This window comes from Asaia spathodeae NBRC 105894 (assembly GCF_025994195.1).
In the GTDB taxonomy this organism is placed as follows: Bacteria; Pseudomonadota; Alphaproteobacteria; order Acetobacterales; family Acetobacteraceae; genus Asaia; species Asaia siamensis.
Genome location: NZ_BAPY01000037.1, coordinates 25,978 through 45,080, shown reverse-complemented (window position 1 = coordinate 45,080; position 19,103 = coordinate 25,978). Strand labels below are relative to the sequence as shown.

Genomic DNA, 19,103 nt, shown 5'->3' with positions numbered 1-19,103 from the left:
AGTGAATTCGGTTCACTCTCTCAGAGGTGCGAGTTGATTGCAACGGGTTTGATGCCTAACTAGAGGCTCTGGTGACCGAACAGAGGAAAACATCATGAGTGACGTATTGCATTTTCAGGTTGAAGGCATGTCCTGCGGTGGCTGTTCGAGCAAGCTCGAAAAGAACCTGGCCGAAATCCCCGGCGTGGAGGCAGTTAAGGCCAGCCATGAGACAGGCGCTGTAGACGTGACTCTTGGCGGCCAGTCCGTGCCGAGAAGCGCTGTCGAGACGGTAATTGAGGAAACCGGTTTCGACGTGGTGCGGGGCTGAGACCGGCTCCTTCCGGGGCTGCATCCGGACATACGGCCGGGAAAGTACGCTCTTTTCTTATCTGAAGCAGATCGGGGCTCCAGCTGATGTCTCTCCAGACCCTTGATCTTGAAGTGACGGGTATGAGCTGTGCCGCCTGTGCGGCACGGCTTGAGAAAGTGCTCAACCGTCAGACGGGTCTGGAGGCTGCCGTCAATTTTGCTTCCTCGCGTGCCGTCATCACACGTGCGGAAGGGGCGCCCGATCTCGCGGCCATCGAAAAACTGGTGGAGAAAACCGGGTTCGGGCTCGCTCATAGCGAGGTAACGCTTTTGATTGGCGGCATGAGCTGCGCTGCCTGCTCTGCGCGTGTCGAGAAAATTCTCAATCGCCTTCCCGGCGTCACGGCCTCGGTCAATCTGGCCACGGAACAGGCGCTCGTACAGGTGGTCAACGGTGCGGCTGACGAGACTGTTCTTGTCCGCGCGATCGAGAAAGCCGGTTTCTCAGCCGAGCCTGCGCAGGAACAGGCGCCTTCCCGAAAAGACGGATCGGAGCAGCGCCGTGCGGTGATCGATCTGGCGATTACGGCTCTGTTCTGCCTGCCTTTTCTGATCGGGATGATTGGTATGGCGGTCGGGCGGCACGACCTTGTGCCCCTCTGGCTGCAAGGCATCTGTGCGTCTGTGGTGCAGATCTATTCAGCGCGCCATTTCTACCGCAGTGCCTGGCATGCGCTGCGCACAGGCGCTGCCAATATGAATGTACTGGTTTGCCTGGGCACAAGCATTGCCTATGGGTTCAGCCTGATCGTCACCATCTTTGATATCGATCTGCCTGTCTATTTCGAGGCAAGCGCTTTTGTAATCCTGCTCGTTTCTGTTGGTCGTCTCCTTGAGGCGCGTGCGCGGCACAGGGCGGCAGCCGGGCTTGAGGCCCTGCTTACCCTCAAGCCCGAGACGGCCAATCGCGTCGAGGGAGACAGAATTATCGTCTGCCCGGTTGCATCGCTACGCCTGGGAGATGTCTTTCTTCTACGCCCCGGCGAGGCCGTGCCGGTTGATGGCGAGGTCATTGATGGAGAGACGGAAATCAATGAATCCATGCTTACAGGAGAGGCCAATCCGGTTCTGCGCCGTAGCGGCGATACGATCTATGCCGGAACGCTGAATACAACCGGTATTCTGCGCGCACGGGCGACTTCTCTTGGCGCTGATACGGCGTTGGCTCGCATAGTTGCTCTGGTGTCACGCGCCCAGGGTTCCAAGGCGCCGATACAGAGACTGGCCGATCGGGTATCGGCGGTTTTCGTGCCGACGATCATCGTGATCGCTCTCCTGACCTTTTTCATTGGCTGGGCTGTGACGGGCAGCATGAGCTGGAGCCTCGTTTCAGCCATTTCCGTTCTCGTTATTGCCTGCCCTTGCTCACTCGGTCTTGCGACACCCACTGCGCTCATGGTCGGCACAGGAAAGGCGGCATCGGTCGGGATCCTTTTTCGCAACGCCGAGGCTTTGGAGCGTGCCTGTCGTCTGACTGTGCTGGCATTTGACAAGACGGGCACCATCACGCTTGGCGAGCCTTGCGTTCATGATATTCTTCCGTCTGCAGATATGACGGCTGAGGCTCTTCTTGCGCTTGCTGCGGCGCTTGAGCTCAACTCCGAACACCCGCTCGGCCGTGCGATCGTTGCCGAAGCGAAGGCGAGGGGGCTGGGCCGTCCTTTGAATTTCGAACGCTTCCGCGCTGTTCCGGGAAAAGGGATTGAGGCCTGGCTCGGAGAAGATCGCTATCTCATTGGTACGAAAGACTATCTCGTGTCAGAGGAGGTCGTGGGCGCGAGTGAGATTGTGACGGAAAGTGCGGCAACGCAGGCCGTTGTGGCACGAAACGGCTCCTGCCTTGGCGTGATTACCCTGACAGACCGGGTACGCCCTGAAGCGGGAGCAATCATGAGCTGGCTTCACGAAAGCAATATCCGCTCCGTCATGCTGACGGGAGACAGCCAGGTTATGGCTGAGACGATTGCCAAAGAGGTCGGTATCGATCAGATCTCGGCCTCGCTCAGGCCGGAGGGCAAGGTTGCAGCCATCGAAGCGTTACGTGGCCCGGGGGAGGTTATCGGTATGACCGGCGACGGCATTAATGATGCTCCAGCACTGGCAGCAGCCGATATCAGCATCGCTATCGGATCGGGTTCAGCCGCAGCGCTCGAAACCGCCGATCTGGTGCTGATGAGTGCCGATCTGCGCGCCATACAGGATGCGCTTTCGCTTTCGCGGGCGACTGTAAGAAAGATAAAGCAGAATCTCGGCTTTGCTTTCGGTTATAACCTGGCCGCCATCCCGCTTGCCGCCTGTGGCTTTCTGAGCCCCGCGATTGCTGGTGGTGCCATGGCGCTTAGCTCCGTCTCAGTCGTGACGAATTCGCTGCTGCTCAATCGGTGGCGGTCGCAACGTATACCGACCAGATCGTCGCGCGGTATATAAAACGGCCTCTGGCTGGCAATCTGGCGTGCCGCCCTTTCTCAGTGCCGATGGACGTAGAACCCCACGACGATAGCGCCGACTTCGATCAGGAAGGCGCCCAGAAACATGAGGCTTGCAAGCCTTGTCTTCGGGTTTTTGCGCGCATCGAATGGATAGGGTTTGTTGGTCAGCGCCCATGACAGCGTTCCAAGCCACCCTGCAAAGGTGAGCCCGGTCACAAGATTGCAGACAAATAGCTGGCGCAGGTAGGACCGCCGTAGCACTGCGGCGACAAGGCTTGGCAGCAGGAAAAATACAATGCCAAAAGCACCGGCCCAAGCATAGATCTTCATAGGTCACCGCATTCTGTAAGCAACTCGAGTCTCCGTCAGCGTTAATGTTACGATAATAAAACATACAAGCTGAGTAAAGCCGGTAATTATCGCAGGGTGATTTCGGCGTTCATCCGGGGGCGTAATTTCTGAGAGTGTGCCGCCACTATTTGACTATTATCCGGCCGTTCAACGCCTGAGACACCAGCCTGCCTCGCTCTTACCGCAGACAGGAAAAGAGACAGCTTTGTTAGGTGGACCGCGCCGCAGATGGTGCTCTGTGTGCGTGGGCAGCAAGCACTGTTAACTAATGTTGCGCGTTTACAACATAATTGTTGCATTATTGCGTTTCTTTTCGATTTCGTAACCCTGACCGTTGCATGTCATGCGGTGTTTCTGCAACGAAACCGTATCGAAACATTGTTTCTCCTCTCTCCTTGGGTGACTTTCTGTATGAAGTGCCATTCGATCCTCGCAAGGGTTCTCGGTGCCACCGTTCTCACGTCGTCGTGGTGCGGCGTTACTGCAGCAATTGCTGCAACTCCGGCGCATAAACACGCCACCCATCGTGCCGCCAGCAGCGTGAAACCTGCGGTCAGGCAGAGTGTGGTAGCGACTGACGGCAGCCGTGCGGCCATCCCGACGGCTGCGCCTGCCGCCAAGCCGGCGAGCCGCGCACGCGTGCTCTCCACCGCCATGACCGACGGCGGTAACGAGAATATCGTCGTTACAGGCTCGATGCTCCGCAGCTCGAACAACCAGAACGCCAACCCGGTGCAGATCGTCACGGCAAAGCAGATCCAGCAGACCGCTGCAACCACCCTCGGTGACTATCTGCAGCGTCTGCCGTCCATCGGCAATTCCGGTGCCTCTAACACCCAGACCAATGGCTTCGGCGGCGTGTCCTGCACGGATATCCGTAACCTGAGTTCGAAACGCGTTCTCGTCCTGATTGACGGCAAGCGCGTGGCCCAGGATCCGGGCGCGGCTTGCGTCGATCTCAACACGATCCCGATCGAGCAGATCGCGAGTGTCGAAATTCTCAAGGATGGCGGTTCGGAGCTTTACGGCGCCGACGCGGTCTCGGGCGTGGTCAATATCAAGCTGCGTCATGATCTGACAACCGGCGGCATGACGATCCGCGGTGGTATCACCGATCAGGGCGATTCACGCACGGGTCTGATCTCGGCCTATAAGGGCTGGAACTTCGACCACGACAAGGGCAACATCACTCTGGCGGGTCAGTATCTGAGCCAGGGTCCCGTGATGCAGCGCGATCGCGACTGGTCGCGCCTTGTCCAGGCATCAAATGACCCCGGCGTGGCCCCCATCTATGGTTCTGGCTACGCAGCGAATACGCGCGTTCTGAGTGGCCCGGGTGCCGGTCTGATCTCGAATAATGATGGGTCGACCTTCTCGAAATACACGGCGGCAAACCGGTACAATTACGGCGACAACCAGAGCCTGACGAACTACGTGCAGAACTCGGTTCTTTCCGGCGACGCGCATTACAAATTCAGCGACCATTTCAATCTCTATGCCAATGTGCGCTATGCGCATAAGACGGCTGCTGCGTCGCTGGCTCCGTCGCCGGTCGCTGGCTCCATCTATCCGTCGCAGCTTTCCAATCCGCTCACCCTTCCTGCCGCGGCGCCCTACAACCCGTTTGGCGTCGATACAATCGTGCAGAAGCGCTATACTGATCTCGGCGACCGCCGACAGGAATATGCGACCGACAATCTGCAGATCACCGGTGGCATGAACGGCCTGATCACTCATAACTGGTATTACGATGCCTCGATGGGCTACGGGGTGAGCCAGGCACGCTACGACACCAATAATATGGGCAATTATCGTCATATTCTCCAGGAATATGGCATTCGACAGACGGACCCGACCGACGCCAGCAGCTCTGTGGTCTATGATCCGTCGGTCTGCCAGGCCGCCGCCGGTTGCACGCTTCAGAGCCCGTTTGCCCCCATGTCGCAGCAGGGCGCGTCTTACGCCAAATTCAACCAGCACGATCATTCGCAGTATATGATCCGCGATTTCAATTTGCGTGTGAATAACGATAAGGTCGTCAAGATGCCTTACCAGCATGGTGGCGATCTGGGTCTGGCGTTCGGTCTTGAACACCGCAGCGAGCAGCTGAGCTATTCACCCGATCCGCTTGCCGTCAATGGTGATACGACCGGCAACACGCAGTCCTATACAGGTGGTGGCTTTAACGCCACCGAGATTTATGGCGAGGCCAAGCTGCCGCTGTTGCGCGATGCATTTCTTGCCAAGGATCTGACCGTCGACGCCCAGGGCCGCTGGTCGCATTACAACACCTTTGGCAACACCCAGAACTGGAAGGTCGGCATCAACTGGTCGCCGATCCGCGATATCCGCTTTCGTGCGACGCTCGGTACTTCCTATCGCCAGCCCAACGTCTATGAGCTCTACCAGGGCCAGTCTCTGGGCTATGCAGCGGCAAACGATCCCTGCTCGGGAGCGACCAGCCCGACTGTCGTCGCCAACTGCATGAAGCAGGGGATTAACCCGGCCACGTTCGAGGTGGCCAACTCAGGGCAGGTGCCTTCCATCAGCGGCGGTAACAAGAATCTGCGCCCTGAGACGGGACGTACCTATACCGTCGGTACGGTCATTACGCCGCGCTGGATCCCCAATCTGTCAGCGTCGGTTGAATATTGGCATTACACGATCAAGAACGCGATCAGCGCCGTCTCCGCGCAGTATGTCCTTGATTCCTGCTATAGTGGTTCAGCACCGCAATATTGCGCCGATATCGTGCGATCGTCCAACCAGCAGATCAACTATGTCAACACGCTGTACGACAATTTGGGTGGTCTCAAGACGTCTGGTATCGATTTCGACCTCGACTATCGCTTCCGCATCAATCATGCGAACACACTGACCCTGTCGAACAATCTGCAGCAGATTGTTTCCTATCTCCAGCAGAACGAGCCGGGCGGATCGTGGTATAACTATGCCGGGCGCCTGTTCTTCCAGGGGTCGTCAGCAGTTGGCATGCCGAACGGTATCCCGCGTGTCACCAACTACACGACCGCATCCTGGCAGCATAATGCGTTCACCTTCACCTATATGCTTCACTATACCGGTGGCATGGTGTGGAACGACATGTCGGAAGACCTGACGCCGAAAACGGGTGGCCAGTGGCGTACGCCGGGCATCTTCACCCATGACGTTACGGTCAACTACCGTTGGAACAAGTGGAACTTCGAAGGCGGTGTGAACAACATCCTCGACAAGAACCCGCCTTTCGTTTTCGACACAGCTACGAACACCGCCAACGCGATCTATTCCAGCGCGATGATCGGCCGTTATGTGTTTCTTCAGGTCAATCGGACGTTCTGAAGCACCCCCAGCCCCTTCTGACCGGTCACCTAGGCCGGTCAGAGGGTCAGCCTCATGCCATACAAGACTAGATCTTCTGACGAAATCTTTAGCGTGTAATAAGACTGAGGGTCAGTACCCCACCCGCTGGTGTCAGTTTGACGGCGCAATCGTCGAAGCCCGGTGGCCCGTAGCTTACTTTGGGGTTACGTGAAAAACCGATGGGTTCTTTCGGGATCCCTATGAAGGACCGGTCGAGCTTCGCGTTACCATTGCGGTCCTGAAAGGCCTGCACCGCATAAACGCCCGGTGGAACATCCGCAAAGCTCACGCTCACCTTCTGAGCCACAGCTTTGATCTCGGCATGGTAGCGGCAACTTGGTTTGAGAAACTCATCCTCTGTGCAGATAGCGACACGTATCGTACCGCTATCATCGGGAACGTTTTCGACGACTGCCGTCACAGGCCCCGCGAAAGCGGGCAAAGGCGCCAGTACGCAGGTCAGGACGGCACCAGTCAGAAAATAGCGAGAGAAACTGGGCTTAAGTCTCATAAAGACGTCCTTTCCAGGTGACGGGGCGGCCAGTCATGTGGCGCAAACGCGCATGAAACTGGATCAAGAGCAGTAGAATCATGCCCAAGGGGCTGAACAACACGGTCAGCAAACCCTGGCGGCAACGCAAAGCCACCAGCAGTCTCAAGGCAATACTTGCTATGCGCGCAATCCATATCAAGGGGCTGGCGCGGAGGAAAAAAGGCAGTATGTGCCCACCCGCCAGAAGCGCGGTCCATATTGGCAGAGAGACCGGGCCAGCGAGCCCCTCTACGGCATTCTTCATCAGCCCGGCATAGACCTGGCTTGCACTGCGATACATCCGGCAATGAGCGAGATCGGTTGCGTCAACCAGTCTCGTGCCAAACCCGTGCTGGCGCAGCGAGCGCGCCAGAGCGAGGCCATCATGTAGTCGCGAACGGATCGCCTCGTGCCCGCCGGCTTCACGATAGGCCTGTGCCTTCACCAGGACGAGCTGGCCACATGCGGCAGCGAGGCTCGCCGTTCGCCCCTTGTCGAGCGGCAGCGGCAGATAGCCGAAGAGCAGAACATTGATGAAGGGCAGGAGCAGCCATTCAAAGAAGGAATGCGTTTCCTGATGGGGCACACCACTGACGAGAGAGATTGTCCTCTGTTTATTAACCACCGTCATCAAGCGACGGACAGCTTCAGGAGCGAGGCGCACATCAGCGTCGAGAAACAAAAGCCAGTCCTGGCGCGCGTGACGGGCAAGCTGCGCGCAGGCATGGCTTTTACCACACCAGCCGGGGGGCAGGGATTTTCCAGAGACGATCCTTATCCTCGGGTCCCCGACCTCCCTGGCCTTTATGATCGTATCGTCAGACGAATTATCGTCGAGCACGATGATCTCGCGCACCAGGGATCCATTGGCGAGTACCGCTTCCAACGCCTCTCTGATCTGACCGGCTTCATTGCGAGCCGGGATCAGGACGGAAACACCCTCGTCGGTCGACGGGGTGGGTTGAGGCGCGCGGGACAGGGCTCGCAGATTTAGCAGTCCCAGAATGAAAGGGAGTACAGCAAAAGCGGCCAAGGCTGCTTCAGCCCGCAAACGTGTTTTGTTCTCAACGTCGGGCATGGCTTGGCTCGTGACGGCGTTTGTGCAGCAATGCAACAAGACGCTGTATCAGGCTGTAAGGCCCTCCCATGCCTGTTCGACCGTCCATGAGTGGTCTGAAGGCCTCGTCCTGCTTTCCGATAACCTGCTCCGCGAGTGCATCACAGGTTTGTTCGAGGTGCAGCGCAAGATCTGCAGTCAGAGCCTCAATAGTTTGCGCCTGATACTTCATGGGTGCGCCGAAACGTATGGCGATATCCGGCCTGCTTTCCGTGCCGACGGCATAGTCGAGTGCAACAGGCACAACCAGAGCTTCCGGGTTGCGCCTAATGATATGGGCAAGGCCGGGCTGTAGTCTGATCGGCCTTGCGCGGGCGTCGGCAAACGCTCCCTGCGCCGTTACCCAGAATGCTCCGCCGGTTTTCAGAATGAGGCTTGAAGCATCCAGTAACTGGCGCACTGAGCGCGGAGAGGATCCATCAAGCGGCAGAAACCCGGCTTTACGGAGCAGTGGATAGTTCTTCACGGCCTGAGCATCGATGGGACCAAAGCCGGGGCGGTTCGGCATGAAATGCTGCTGAATCACGGAGAAAAGGGCAGGGTCCCACCATGACGGATGATTGGTATAGAGAATGATGCCCTGTCTTGGCCGAAGCAGAGGGAAATCTCCGCTCCAGCGGACCCTGCTGAAGCTTCCCTTGACGCGGTGCCTCAGTGCACGGCCCACCCAGTGCGCCAGAAATGGCGACCGTCCGCTTAGCCTTGCCGGATCAGACGGCGAGGGCAAGCGCGGGATCCCTGCTTGCCTGGCGATCCTGGTCAAGACAATCTGCAGCGATCCATCCCGACATCAGCGCCATGGGCATGCCTGGTCCGGGATGGGCGCTTCCACCGGCCAGATACAGACCGGCGAGATCACGCGAGCGGTTGGCGGGCTTGAACCCGCCTTCCAGACGCCCATGACTGGCAAGGCCATAGATCGCGCCCGCCTGCGGCGAGTATCGCAGGTGAATGTCCATGGGCGTCAGGTGATGCTCGGTTACGATGCGGGATTCGAGATCCGGCATCCCCCCCGCTTTCTTGAGCTTGTCGAGAATGACCTGACGATAGCCCGGGAACATCTGGGTCCAGTTCTGGCCGGGTCGTAGATAGGGGGTATGCACCAGCAGATAGAGCGCTTCGCCACCCGGCGGGGCGGTATCCGGGTCGGTCCGGGCTGTGGCCGCCAGATAACAGGTCGGGTCCGGGGCAGGGCGACCGTGTTTGTAGATCGCATCGAACTCCTCTTCCGCATCGCGGGAGAAGACGAAGTTGTGATGGGCAAGATGGTCGTAGCCGCGGTTGAGCCCGAGATAGAGCACAACGCCAGAGCAGGCGGGTTCGCGATGCTTCCACTGCCTCATGAAGCGGCGATAGGCCTGCGGTGCCACCTTGCGGTCGATCAGTTCGCGCATGGTGCGTACGCTGTCCATGTTGGAGATGACTGCGGATGCCTTCAGCGTTTCGCCGTCTTCCGTCACCACACCGGAAACCCTATGTTCGTCATGCATGATGCGCGACACACGGCAATTGGTTCGGAATTCAACCCCGTTTTCCTCTGCAAGACGTCTCAGCGCCTGCGGGACAGCCCGAGTGCCGCCCATCGGGTACCAGATTCCCTCGTCGACCTGCATATGGGCGATGCCTGTCAACACGGCAGGGGCCTGAAGGGGGTTTGAGCCGACATACTGCGTGAAATGGTCGAAGACCTGCACGGCCTGAGGGTTCGCAATACGCTTGCGTATCTCAGCGCCCAGCGTGGCATGCATCCGCAGGGCAAGCACGTCGCGCATTGTGCCAGGAGACATGGCCTCGCCGATCTTGAGCGTGTCCCTCAGACCGCCAACAGACTTCCAGAAAACGAAGCGGCGGGAAATATCATGCAGCTTCTCGCTTACGGCCAGAAGGTCTTCATAGCCTTTGCCGTCACCTTCATGGCGCTTTTCGAGCTCAGCCGCCATACGCGTGACATCCTCGACCAGATCGAGCGGTGTCCCATCATCGAAGAAACAACGCCATTGCGGATCAAGGCGATGCAGATCGAGGCGCTCGTCGATACGTAATCCGCTCTCGCCGAAAATGCGTTTCAGCACCGAAGGAAGGGTGAGAATGGTCGGCCCCATATCGAAGCGAAAGCCGTCCTGACGCCATTCCGCGGCCTTACCGCCCGTCCAGTCATTGGCCTCGCAGACAATGACCTTGTGTCCCCTCGCGCTAAGCGTGCAGGCCGCCGCGAGCCCGCCAAGTCCTGAGCCGATAATGATGATCGGTGCGGAAGAACTCGTCATGGTCGTATTCTCCGCTTATGGCTCAACCGCGTGAGCATTCAGGCACAAGAGCAATACCGGGCCCCGGAATTTCCGGAAGCCTGGCCGGTGTCCTGGCAAGATCCTTGATCAAAAGGTCAGCGCTGATACGTGCGCCTTCGAAAATAACAGGCAAACCACTACCGGGATGGGTGCCGCCGCCCGCGAGGTAGACACCCTTGACGTCTTCGAAACGGTTATGCGGCCTGAGATGCAGCATCTGGCCAAGGGAATGGGCCAGATTGAACACCGCGCCGCGATGGACGTCATGCTCTTGCTGCCAGTCCATGGGTGTGACCACTTTCTCGACCATGATCCGGCTTTCAATGTCGCCGAAACCAGCGTCCTCAAGCCGCTTGAAGACGATCGCCCGCGCTTTCGCGACGGCGTCCTCTGTCCACTCAAGACCGCCTTCACGAAGATTGCCGACGGGCATCAGCACGTAGAGGGCTGTGCAGCCTTCCGGCGCCAGGGCAGGGTCTGTGACGCAGGCATTCTGAACGTAGAGTGAGGCCCGTGAGGAGATCTGTTTGCCTTCTTCGATTTCCGCGAAATTGTTTTCATAATCGCTGGAGAGGAAGATCGTATGATGGGCTTTTTCCGGCATGGTGCCGCGCAAGCCAAGATACATCATGAAGGTCGAGCAGGAGTATTTCTTGCTGGCCAGCTTGGCATTGCTCCATTTGCGCCGCGAGGCATCGGGGAGCAAACTCTGAATGGTACGGGCGAAATCGCCGTTGACGACTACAGCGTCGACAGGCTGCACGCCCCCTGCCGTCTTGATGCCGACCGCCTTACCATCTCTGGTTTCGATCGTCTCGACGGCCTCGCCCAGTTTTATTGTGACGCCAAGGCTTTCGGCTGCGCTCTGCATTGCCGCCATAACCGCGCCGGTACCGCCTGTCGGGTGATAAATCCCGAATTCATGTTCCATATAACTCAGGATCGTGAAGAGGGAGGGGCACCGATACGGAGACATGCCCAGATATTTGCTCTGGAATGAGAAGGCAAGGCGCGTGCGGGGATCCTTGAAGTAACGCGAAAGATCCTTGTCGATAGACGACAGAGGGGAGAGCACCGGGAGTGCCTTCAACATGTCAGGCTTGAGCAAATCGCGCCATGAATTGAATGGCCGCTGAAGTGGTGCAATGAAGCGCGCGAATTTACCCTTGTTGTCGTTCAGAAAGCGCCGGACATTCTTCGCGTCAGCCTCGGATATCTTGGCAATTTCGGATTCCAGGCGAGACGGATCGGTCGTCAGAGCCAGACGCGGTCCATTTTCAAAGACGAGGTCATAGAGATGGTTTAGGCGCTTGAGCTCGACCATGCTGTCGAAGGCAAAGCCGCACCTCGCGAAGATTTCGCGGATGATCTCGGGATAAAGAAAAAAAGTGGGCCCGGTGTCGAAGCGAAAGCCGTCAAGTTCGAGACATGAGGACCGGCCACCGATCTTGGAGCTCTTCTCGTAAAGCGTAACTCTGGCCCCGGAATGGGCCAGCAGCATAGCCGAAGCCAGCCCTCCCGGACCGCCGCCGATAACCGCAATCTCTTTTGATGCGACACCTGAATGGGAAGGTGATTCGGGAAGGAACGAAGGGGCCATAAGGCGATAGATCCTTCCTGCGAGGCAGGCCTATCCGGAAATTTCCGGGTTGAAAACAACAATCAGCGCTCTTGAGGTCTAGGCTGCCGTTCAAGGTCGTGATTGTAGATGCTTGAAATCAAATCAGGTTGTGTCAACGGATCGTGATCCTGTAAGTTGCCGACATCAACGTGAAAATTTTCCATGCAAGATTCTGGCGTAATGGAGCAGGTGCAAAGCCCCGGAGCGGCGCGTTGAGACCGATACCGCCCGTGTCATTGAGAGCAATCCTTCCCGGCCTCGTGTCATGCCATAACCACTCGCTCTCGCCCCACCAAACGGAAGGCGAGGGTCCGCCGTAGGGGCAATCAGATCATTGATCGTGACAGACCCGGCCGGAATCTGTTTTGCCAACGCCCTGGCTTCCTTTTCTTCACCGAAAATGCTTGCACCCAAAGCGTGACGTGAGCGGGATTCGATCTCGATAGCCTCGGCCATGTCAGAAACGCCGATCAGGGCAAGCCATGGCGCAAACAGATCAACATCCGCAAGCCCTGCCTGGTCCGCGTCGAGCAGCAGGATCGTGGCAGCGCCCAGTTTCCTGACTGCCCCGCCCGCCTGTCCGACGGTGTGGGTAAGCTGATCAAGGGCGGGATAGTGCTTTTGATGGCTTGCGCCGGAGTTTTTCAAAAGCAGCGCCAATTGAGCTTCCAGCGCCTCACGATGGTTCCCGTGCACAAAAACGCGGCGCGGCGCGATGCAGGTAGATCCATGCTTGAGCGTGAGGCCGAAATGGAGGGCGCGAGCGACGAGAGACAGATTGGCTGACGGAAGAACAAAAACCGGGTCAGCCCCCGATAGCTCCATGATGGTCGGCGTAAGATTCTGCGCCGCTGCGAGAGCCACCTTCTTTCCCGTCTCCTCCGAGCCGGTCAGAACAATGAGATCGAATGCTTCCTGTACGGCCTTTGGCCCTGCGTCCTCAGGCAGAATATGGATTACGCCCTGAGGCAGGCCTGCCTGAGTGAGAAGGGACACGAAATGGGTTAGCAAAGCGGTTCTGCCCGGCGCAGGCTTGAGGGCAACAGTGTTGCCTGCGGCCAGAGCCTGCAGGGCCTGGATACCGGCCAGCATGAGCGGGTAATTGCCGGGCGCTATGATGAGAACCACGCCAAGCGGGCGGCGGTTTATATGGCTCCTAACCCCCCAAAGCCAGATCGGTCGTCCGAGCATCGAGAGCGGCGCGTCCTTGAGAAGAGACGTGGCTTCTTTTTCCAGAAACCGTATGGCCGATATCATAGGAAGGATCTCGGCCATCATGACATCGATCGGAGCATGATCCGGTATCAGCGCGAGCATGCCCGGTATGTCGAGAAGAAGCCGTTTTCTAAAACGTCTCAGGATCTGGAGCCGCCGGGAAACTGGTACGCGCGCCCATGCAGTCTGGTGAAGACGTAACGCAGCCACATCTGGCGCAAGAGCTTGCGGAGTGGGTTGCCCCTCTGGCACTCGCGTTTCCTGCGAGCCGAATGTCTCCTGACTGTCAGACCGCTCCCGCATCTGCTTTCCCCTGCTTGGTCTGATGAAACCCGGGAGCCAAGCATTGGTTTCGACGCTGTTTCTCGAAAAATCTCTAGTGCAGGAAAATAACCAGCTGCGCTTGGTTTAACCGTTTTCCGTTGTCAAGCGGCAGTCGAGCTTGCGTCCGTTGGGTAGTCGGCCAATGCCCGGAGATAGACCACGAGGTGACAAGATAGAGAGGAATTGGAAGCTGTCTCCCCCGTCTTCATTACCCTTACGCAGGCGTACCCTCTCGATAGGTCATAGGCCCAAGCAGATGCGCCGGATTCGAGCACCTTATGACAAAACTATCTTATGCCTTGTAGGCCTCCTTACCTTTGCTGCCGCGAGGGTTTGTATTGGTTCTCTCGCGGAAGCAATTTGGATGTTTTGATCCTAATCACGGTGTCTCCATTCAGGAGGACGGGTGATACTGGTCTGCCATTGCCAACCCGTCAGACTGTTTCTTAAGGTCTCGGGAGCAGGGAGGGGAGCGAGAAAATCCATAATTTGTAGATCCACGCGCCCTTCTCAGGCATTCTCAAAATCTAGGTCGGCGATATCGCTGAGCAGGTCGTGCCCCCGTGGTGTCCATCCCAGCCGATCCTGAGTTTTTGTGCTTGAGGCCGTCATGTTTTTGGACACAAACCCTTGCAGCCAGCCAAAATGTGACGATGCGTCTTTTGCAGACAAGGCCACAACCGGCATGCCAAGCCGTTTCCCGATGGCTTCAGCTATTCCGCGAACGGGCACCCCTTCCTCTGCAGTAGCGTGAAATCGTGCCCCTGTCGTCCCTTTTTCCAGCGCGAGACGAAACAATTGCGCTGTATCGACCAGATGGGCGGCAGACCACTGGGACACATTATCATCGATATAGGCCGATCGTCCGGTCTGCAGAGCAAGTTGTACGAGGAAGGTCACGAGACCCTGACGCGTCTCATCGTGAATTTGCGACAGACGTACTAACGAGACATTCATACCCCGCTCAATCATCTCCTGGGCCGCAATTTCGGAGAGGATGCGGGGGTTGGTATGAAGCGTGTTGAAAACATCTTCATCCGCGATGTGCCCAGGCGTCGCCTCTCCGAACAAGGTCGTCGATGTGATGACAAATGGCCGATGTGACCCGCACAGTGCCGCACCCAAAGCCTCAATGACGCGCCGATCCTGTTCGCAATTGGCAACGTAATTTGTGAAATCATGGTCGAAAGCTGTGTGAATGACGCCATCACAGTTTTCGGTACCGGCCTGTAGGCTGTGAAGATCCTCCAGATCACCTCGGTGAACTTCGGCACCCAAAGCGATCAGCTTCCGAGCACCTGCGTCCGAACGCGACAGACCCAGAACCTGATGCCCTGCGTTGATAAGCTCAGAGACCAGTCTGGATCCGATGAACCCGTTGGCCCCTGTCAGAAAAACTCTCATGGTCAAAACCTTCCGATTGTCTGACCTTCCTCATGATCCTAATATCTATCCCGTTACAGTAGTGACGTTATCCTGGTATAAAAACCAACAGGCTCGCCTTGACCTCTGCAGCATCTTTCGGCGCTTATCTCAGAGACCGTCGCGCGCGGCTTGACCCTGTGGCGCTTGGTTTCTCCGCCACAAGGCGGCGCACGCCGGGGCTTCGTCGGGAGGAGGTGGCCCAGCGTTCCAATATTAGTCCAACCTGGTATACATGGCTCGAGCAGGGGCGAGGCGGCGCGCCTTCCTCTGATGTACTCGATCGCCTGGCCAAGGGTTTGCTTCTGACAGAGCCCGAGCGTGACCATTTGTATATGCTGGCGCTCGGTCATCCCCCTGAGGTGAAATATCGGGCGTCGGAGGGTATTACGCCGCGTTTGCAACGCGTGCTTGACGCTTTTGAATACAGTCCTGCGATTGTTAAAACGCCCTTATGGGATATCGTGGCCTGGAACAAAGCCGCCGCGGCAGTTCTGACCAATTACGATGAACTGGCTCCGGACCAGCGCAATATTCTTAAGATCGTTTTCTGCACGCCTCATATACGCCAGATGCAGGTAGACTGGGCGCTTCTTGCAAGATCGGTTGTCGCCGCTTTCCGAGCAGACGTCAGTCGCGCAGGGGCCTCCACCGAAATCCATGAATTCGTAACGGAACTTGGCGCGCGCAGTCCCGAATTTCTGGGGCTATGGCAGAGCAACGATATCGAGCAACAGGGTGAAGGAACAAAACGTTTGCAGCACCCGGCAGTAGGCTTGATCGAGCTGGAATATTCAGGATTTACCGTAGAGGGCAGGTCAGACCTTGGGCTCATCGTCTATAATCCCTCTACAGATCAAGACCTGCAGCGTGTCAGAGAGCTGATGGCGATACCCTATTCGAATACGAATTAATGAATCTCGATTTGAAATGACCTGTCAATATTCTGCAAGGCACAAAAATCCGTGGTACTCCCGCTTTAGGCGAGTGAGTGATGTCACCTCAAATGCCTCGGGCAGGTCGCGCTAAGCATAGTAAGTCACCGCCATCCGCTGCGCAAACGAGCACCTCAAAGCTGTTCATGGAGTTGAGCAATCTGATCTGCTCGGCGCGATCGCAAAGCGTGCAAGAAATTGTGCGTTCGAAGATATGTTTTACAACGCTTGTACCTACTGCAATGATGCTGAAAGCAGACTATGTTAGCGATTTTTTCGTCTTGTAAAGCGACCGGGCGGTGATGAGCAGTGCGAGTCCGATGGCCATAACGGCTGTGTGGAACAGCCAGAAACGCGTCGAACCCCAACCCGGCAGGTTCTGGCCGATCTGACCGGCCATAATGTCTGCCAAACGCGCTACTAAAGCATAGGCAGCGGCTGCCATGCTTTTGGCGCTGACGGGCGCAAGTCTGATGAACAAGGCGAGGCTGATCGGCATGATCGTCGCCATGGCAAGATCATTCACGAAATGGAATATGAGCCCCCATGACATACTGATTTGACCACCATCAGAATGTAGTACGGAGGCGTAGGCCAGTACGAGAGGCGCCAGCAGCCCGATCATGCCAAAGCTGACGATCTGGCCCCATTCTCCGGGCGTCCCGCGATGACGCGTGTAAAAACGCCAAAATGCGATCGCTATGATCTGGGTGATGAAGCTCACGCCTGCGTCCAGCGACATGAGCCAGCTTGCCGGGAAGACCCACCCGAAGAGATGGCGGTCGTAGTGTTGTTCGCCCCAGATCAGATAGGTGTCATAGATCTGCTCATTGCAGATGAAGATCATCGCGAGCATCGGGATCAGAAGCGCAATACGCAGGCCAAGCCTGAGCAGCACGAGGGGTGACGACCCATGGCCCCGTGCTCCATCGCGCGATGGGGCAGGCGACGGCAGATGGCGCCAGCCCATGCCATAGGCAAGAGTGCCGGCAAGCATGACGCTTCCCGCGGCAGCGAACCCATAATGCCAGCCGTAACGCGCCGCCAGCCAGCCGCAGAACGTCGGACCGATGATGACGGCAGCCTCCTGTACCAGCGACATGATCTGATAGGCATCCGGGCGACGAGGATCGTCATCGACATACAGATCCCCCACCTGGGCGAAGAGATTCACGGCAAGCGAGAGGCCGAGAACGAAGCAGGGCAGCGCAAGAATGAAGCTTTTATCAAACGCCCAAAAGACCGGGGCCAGCGTCAGGAAAACCAACCCGGTCATGGCACCGTAGCGTCGTCCCAGGAAGCGATCTGACAGAAAGCCGCCGAGAATCTGTGTCGGGATCATGCACAGGGCCAGCAATCCGATCGTCGTCGAGGCCAGTGCTTGAGGGTTAGTGGTCTGTGCCTCCCATGAGAGGAGGCGACGCAAAGCATCAACCCCGGGAAAGGCGCCGCCCTGTGGCGCGGCGTATACGACATGGGCGAGATAGAGGACCAGTATCGCCTGGGTGCTGTAGCGAGAAAAATACCAGGCCCCCTGGGCGGCGGCTATGAAATACAGGCCCGCCGGATGTGCCTTGAGAGGGCGGGGCGCGGGATCAGACATGCAGCAGCACTTTCATAGGGCAGTGCGTGCCGCCCATTCGTGAATGACGAGGCTCAGAACACCTACCCCCAAATCGGTGGCGAGAGTACCGAGCGCGGCGTGGCCACCGAAGGGGCCGAGCCAGGAAAAAACGAGCAGACCAATGAGATAGCCCGGCATCCAGAGCACTGACCGGACCACGTTATCATTGCGCTTGCAGAACAGCATGAAAGCGCTCGCAATGACAATGACGAAAGGCAGAAGCCAGCTCAGTGTGGCCCAACCTGTCCAGACAACGATGAGACTTGCGATCATGAAAGAGACAGGAGAAAAAAAGCCAAAGCCGCGCAGCCGGAACGGGCGAGGCAAGGCAGGTTGGCTACGACGCAATGCGGCTGCACAGAGCGGTGCAAAGGCGTAACTCAGCATCAGGGCCGACGAGACAACCGAGATCAGAGCCTGCCATGAGGGAAAAGGGAGTGTCCAGAACAGGGCGAGGCCGAAAGTAAGCGCGAGAGCAGGATCAGGTACACCGGTCGTGGCATTGATACGTTTAAATACTGGGAAGAAAACGCCTGCTCTGGACCAGGCATAGATTACTCTCGGCGCCGCCGACATATAGACATTGCCGGTTCCGGTTGGAGAGAGGATTGCGTCGAGGACGACCACAATCGCGAGGCCGCCCAGACCAAGCAACAGCGCGATATCATGAAAGGGCAATGGCAGATGGCTACCGATCGCCCCCCAGCCATCATGCATCAGTGCGACAGGAAGACTGCCGATAAAGGCTGTCTGAAGTAGCACATAGACCAGAGTGGACAGAACAACCGAGGCGATAAGGGCTATCGGGATGGTGCGTTGTGGGTTTTTTACCTCGCTGGCCACCGACAGGATGGGTGTCAGGCCCAGATAGGCAAAGATTATCCCCCCGGTTGAGACGGCCGTTTCAATCCCCTTTGCGCCGAACGGTGCAAAGCCCTGCGCCGTGAAATTGTCAGCATCGAAATGCATAAAAAGAAGGATGATGACAGCAAGCGGAACAAGGAATTTAAACAGGGTGATCACATTATTTGCCAATGCGAAGCGTGACATGCCACTTCGGTTGAGGGCAAAGAGCCCAAGTAGCACGACGGCCTGCATCCCCCAGCCGAGCCATGTCGGATCGCCCGCTGCGTTGCGGTTGAGCCCGGTAATCCAGGCCCCCGCATATTGCCTTGCTGCTACAATCTCGATGGCTATAAGGCTCGTGAAGGCTATTGTTGTGATCAGCCCCATCACAAATGCAGCGGCCGGTCCATGAGAACACTCTGGGTAGTGAACAACACCGCCCGCCTTGGGTAAGGATGCACCGAGCTCGCAATAGACGAGCCCGATCAGAAGTACGGCCACGCCGCCTGTAAACCAGCTGACGATGCTGGCGGGGCCGGCTATATCTGCCACATGAGGCGCCGCGAAAAGCCAACCCGAACCGAAGATCGAGCCGAAGCCGATCATAGTGAGGTCGAGCAGGCCGAGCGATTTGCGAAAACCTTCGCTGTCATCCTGTAACATCGGTCATCCTCCGATGGGGGGGGGG

At 57.5% G+C, this 19,103-nt stretch carries 14 protein-coding genes; 4 read left to right on the top strand and 10 right to left on the bottom strand.

Annotated features, from left to right (window positions below; all coding sequences use genetic code 11):
- Nucleotides 1-94 precede the first annotated feature (94 nt).
- Together AA105894_RS11115 and AA105894_RS11110 are read left to right on the top strand one after the other, a co-directional pair.
- Entirely contained in the window at nt 95-310 is a 216-nt protein-coding gene (locus tag AA105894_RS11115) for a heavy-metal-associated domain-containing protein (protein ID WP_267311775.1), read from the top strand.
- 86 nt (nt 311-396) lie between these two features.
- Nucleotides 397-2,778 carry a heavy metal translocating P-type ATPase gene (locus AA105894_RS11110; RefSeq protein ID WP_267311774.1) on the top strand — a complete coding sequence of 794 codons (2,382 nt, stop codon included), beginning with the start codon at nt 397-399 and terminating at the stop codon, nt 2,776-2,778.
- A gap of 38 nt (nt 2,779-2,816) precedes the next feature.
- Here the strand turns inward: AA105894_RS11110 and AA105894_RS11105 are convergent, their stop codons facing one another.
- Entirely contained in the window at nt 2,817-3,110 is a 294-nt protein-coding gene (locus tag AA105894_RS11105; RefSeq protein ID WP_188427338.1) for a superinfection immunity protein, read from the bottom strand.
- 432 nt (nt 3,111-3,542) lie between these two features.
- On the opposite strand from AA105894_RS11105, the gene AA105894_RS11100 reads away from it, so the two are divergent.
- Nucleotides 3,543-6,470, top strand: a complete 2,928-nt coding sequence (locus tag AA105894_RS11100) for a TonB-dependent receptor domain-containing protein (protein ID WP_267311773.1) — start codon at nt 3,543-3,545, stop codon at nt 6,468-6,470.
- A gap of 88 nt (nt 6,471-6,558) precedes the next feature.
- Here AA105894_RS11100 and AA105894_RS11095 read toward each other — a convergent pair whose 3' ends face one another.
- The 7 genes from AA105894_RS11095 to AA105894_RS11065 form a co-directional block, all read right to left on the bottom strand.
- Nucleotides 6,559-7,002, bottom strand: a complete 444-nt coding sequence (locus AA105894_RS11095) for a DUF2141 domain-containing protein (RefSeq protein ID WP_267311772.1) — start codon at nt 7,000-7,002, stop codon at nt 6,559-6,561.
- Entirely contained in the window at nt 6,992-8,101 is a 1,110-nt protein-coding gene (locus AA105894_RS11090) for a glycosyltransferase (protein WP_267311771.1), read from the bottom strand. Before AA105894_RS11090 ends, AA105894_RS11095 begins: the two co-directional genes overlap by 11 nt.
- Nucleotides 8,088-8,867 carry a lysophospholipid acyltransferase family protein gene (locus AA105894_RS11085; protein WP_267311770.1) on the bottom strand — a complete coding sequence of 260 codons (780 nt, stop codon included), beginning with the start codon at nt 8,865-8,867 and terminating at the stop codon, nt 8,088-8,090. The genes AA105894_RS11090 and AA105894_RS11085 overlap by 14 nt, the downstream gene beginning before the upstream one ends.
- Nucleotides 8,851-10,407: a phytoene desaturase family protein gene (locus tag AA105894_RS11080; RefSeq protein ID WP_267311769.1), complete on the bottom strand. Its 1,557-nt coding sequence runs from the start codon at nt 10,405-10,407 to the stop codon at nt 8,851-8,853. The genes AA105894_RS11085 and AA105894_RS11080 overlap by 17 nt, the downstream gene beginning before the upstream one ends.
- A 22-nt stretch (nt 10,408-10,429) precedes the next feature.
- Nucleotides 10,430-12,028, bottom strand: a complete 1,599-nt coding sequence (locus AA105894_RS11075; RefSeq protein WP_267311768.1) for a phytoene desaturase family protein — start codon at nt 12,026-12,028, stop codon at nt 10,430-10,432.
- A 165-nt stretch (nt 12,029-12,193) separates the two neighbouring features.
- The gene (locus AA105894_RS11070) at nt 12,194-13,567 is read right to left on the bottom strand and encodes an aldehyde dehydrogenase family protein (protein ID WP_267311767.1); all 1,374 of its coding nucleotides are present in this window, start codon (nt 13,565-13,567) and stop codon (nt 12,194-12,196) included.
- Between the two features lie 531 nt (nt 13,568-14,098).
- Nucleotides 14,099-14,992 (bottom strand): SDR family oxidoreductase, encoded by an 894-nt coding sequence (locus tag AA105894_RS11065; protein WP_267311766.1) that lies wholly within the window; start codon nt 14,990-14,992, stop codon nt 14,099-14,101.
- 98 nt (nt 14,993-15,090) lie between these two features.
- On the opposite strand from AA105894_RS11065, the gene AA105894_RS11060 reads away from it, so the two are divergent.
- Complete coding sequence (locus AA105894_RS11060; protein WP_267311765.1) at nt 15,091-15,924, top strand: helix-turn-helix transcriptional regulator; 834 nt, start codon at nt 15,091-15,093, stop codon at nt 15,922-15,924.
- A 280-nt stretch (nt 15,925-16,204) separates the two neighbouring features.
- On the opposite strand, the gene AA105894_RS11055 is transcribed toward AA105894_RS11060, so the two are convergent.
- Nucleotides 16,205-17,548: an MFS transporter gene (locus AA105894_RS11055; protein ID WP_267311764.1), complete on the bottom strand. Its 1,344-nt coding sequence runs from the start codon at nt 17,546-17,548 to the stop codon at nt 16,205-16,207.
- Between the two features lie 12 nt (nt 17,549-17,560).
- Nucleotides 17,561-19,078 carry an APC family permease gene (locus AA105894_RS11050; RefSeq protein ID WP_267311763.1) on the bottom strand — a complete coding sequence of 506 codons (1,518 nt, stop codon included), beginning with the start codon at nt 19,076-19,078 and terminating at the stop codon, nt 17,561-17,563.
- Nucleotides 19,079-19,103 lie beyond the last annotated feature (25 nt).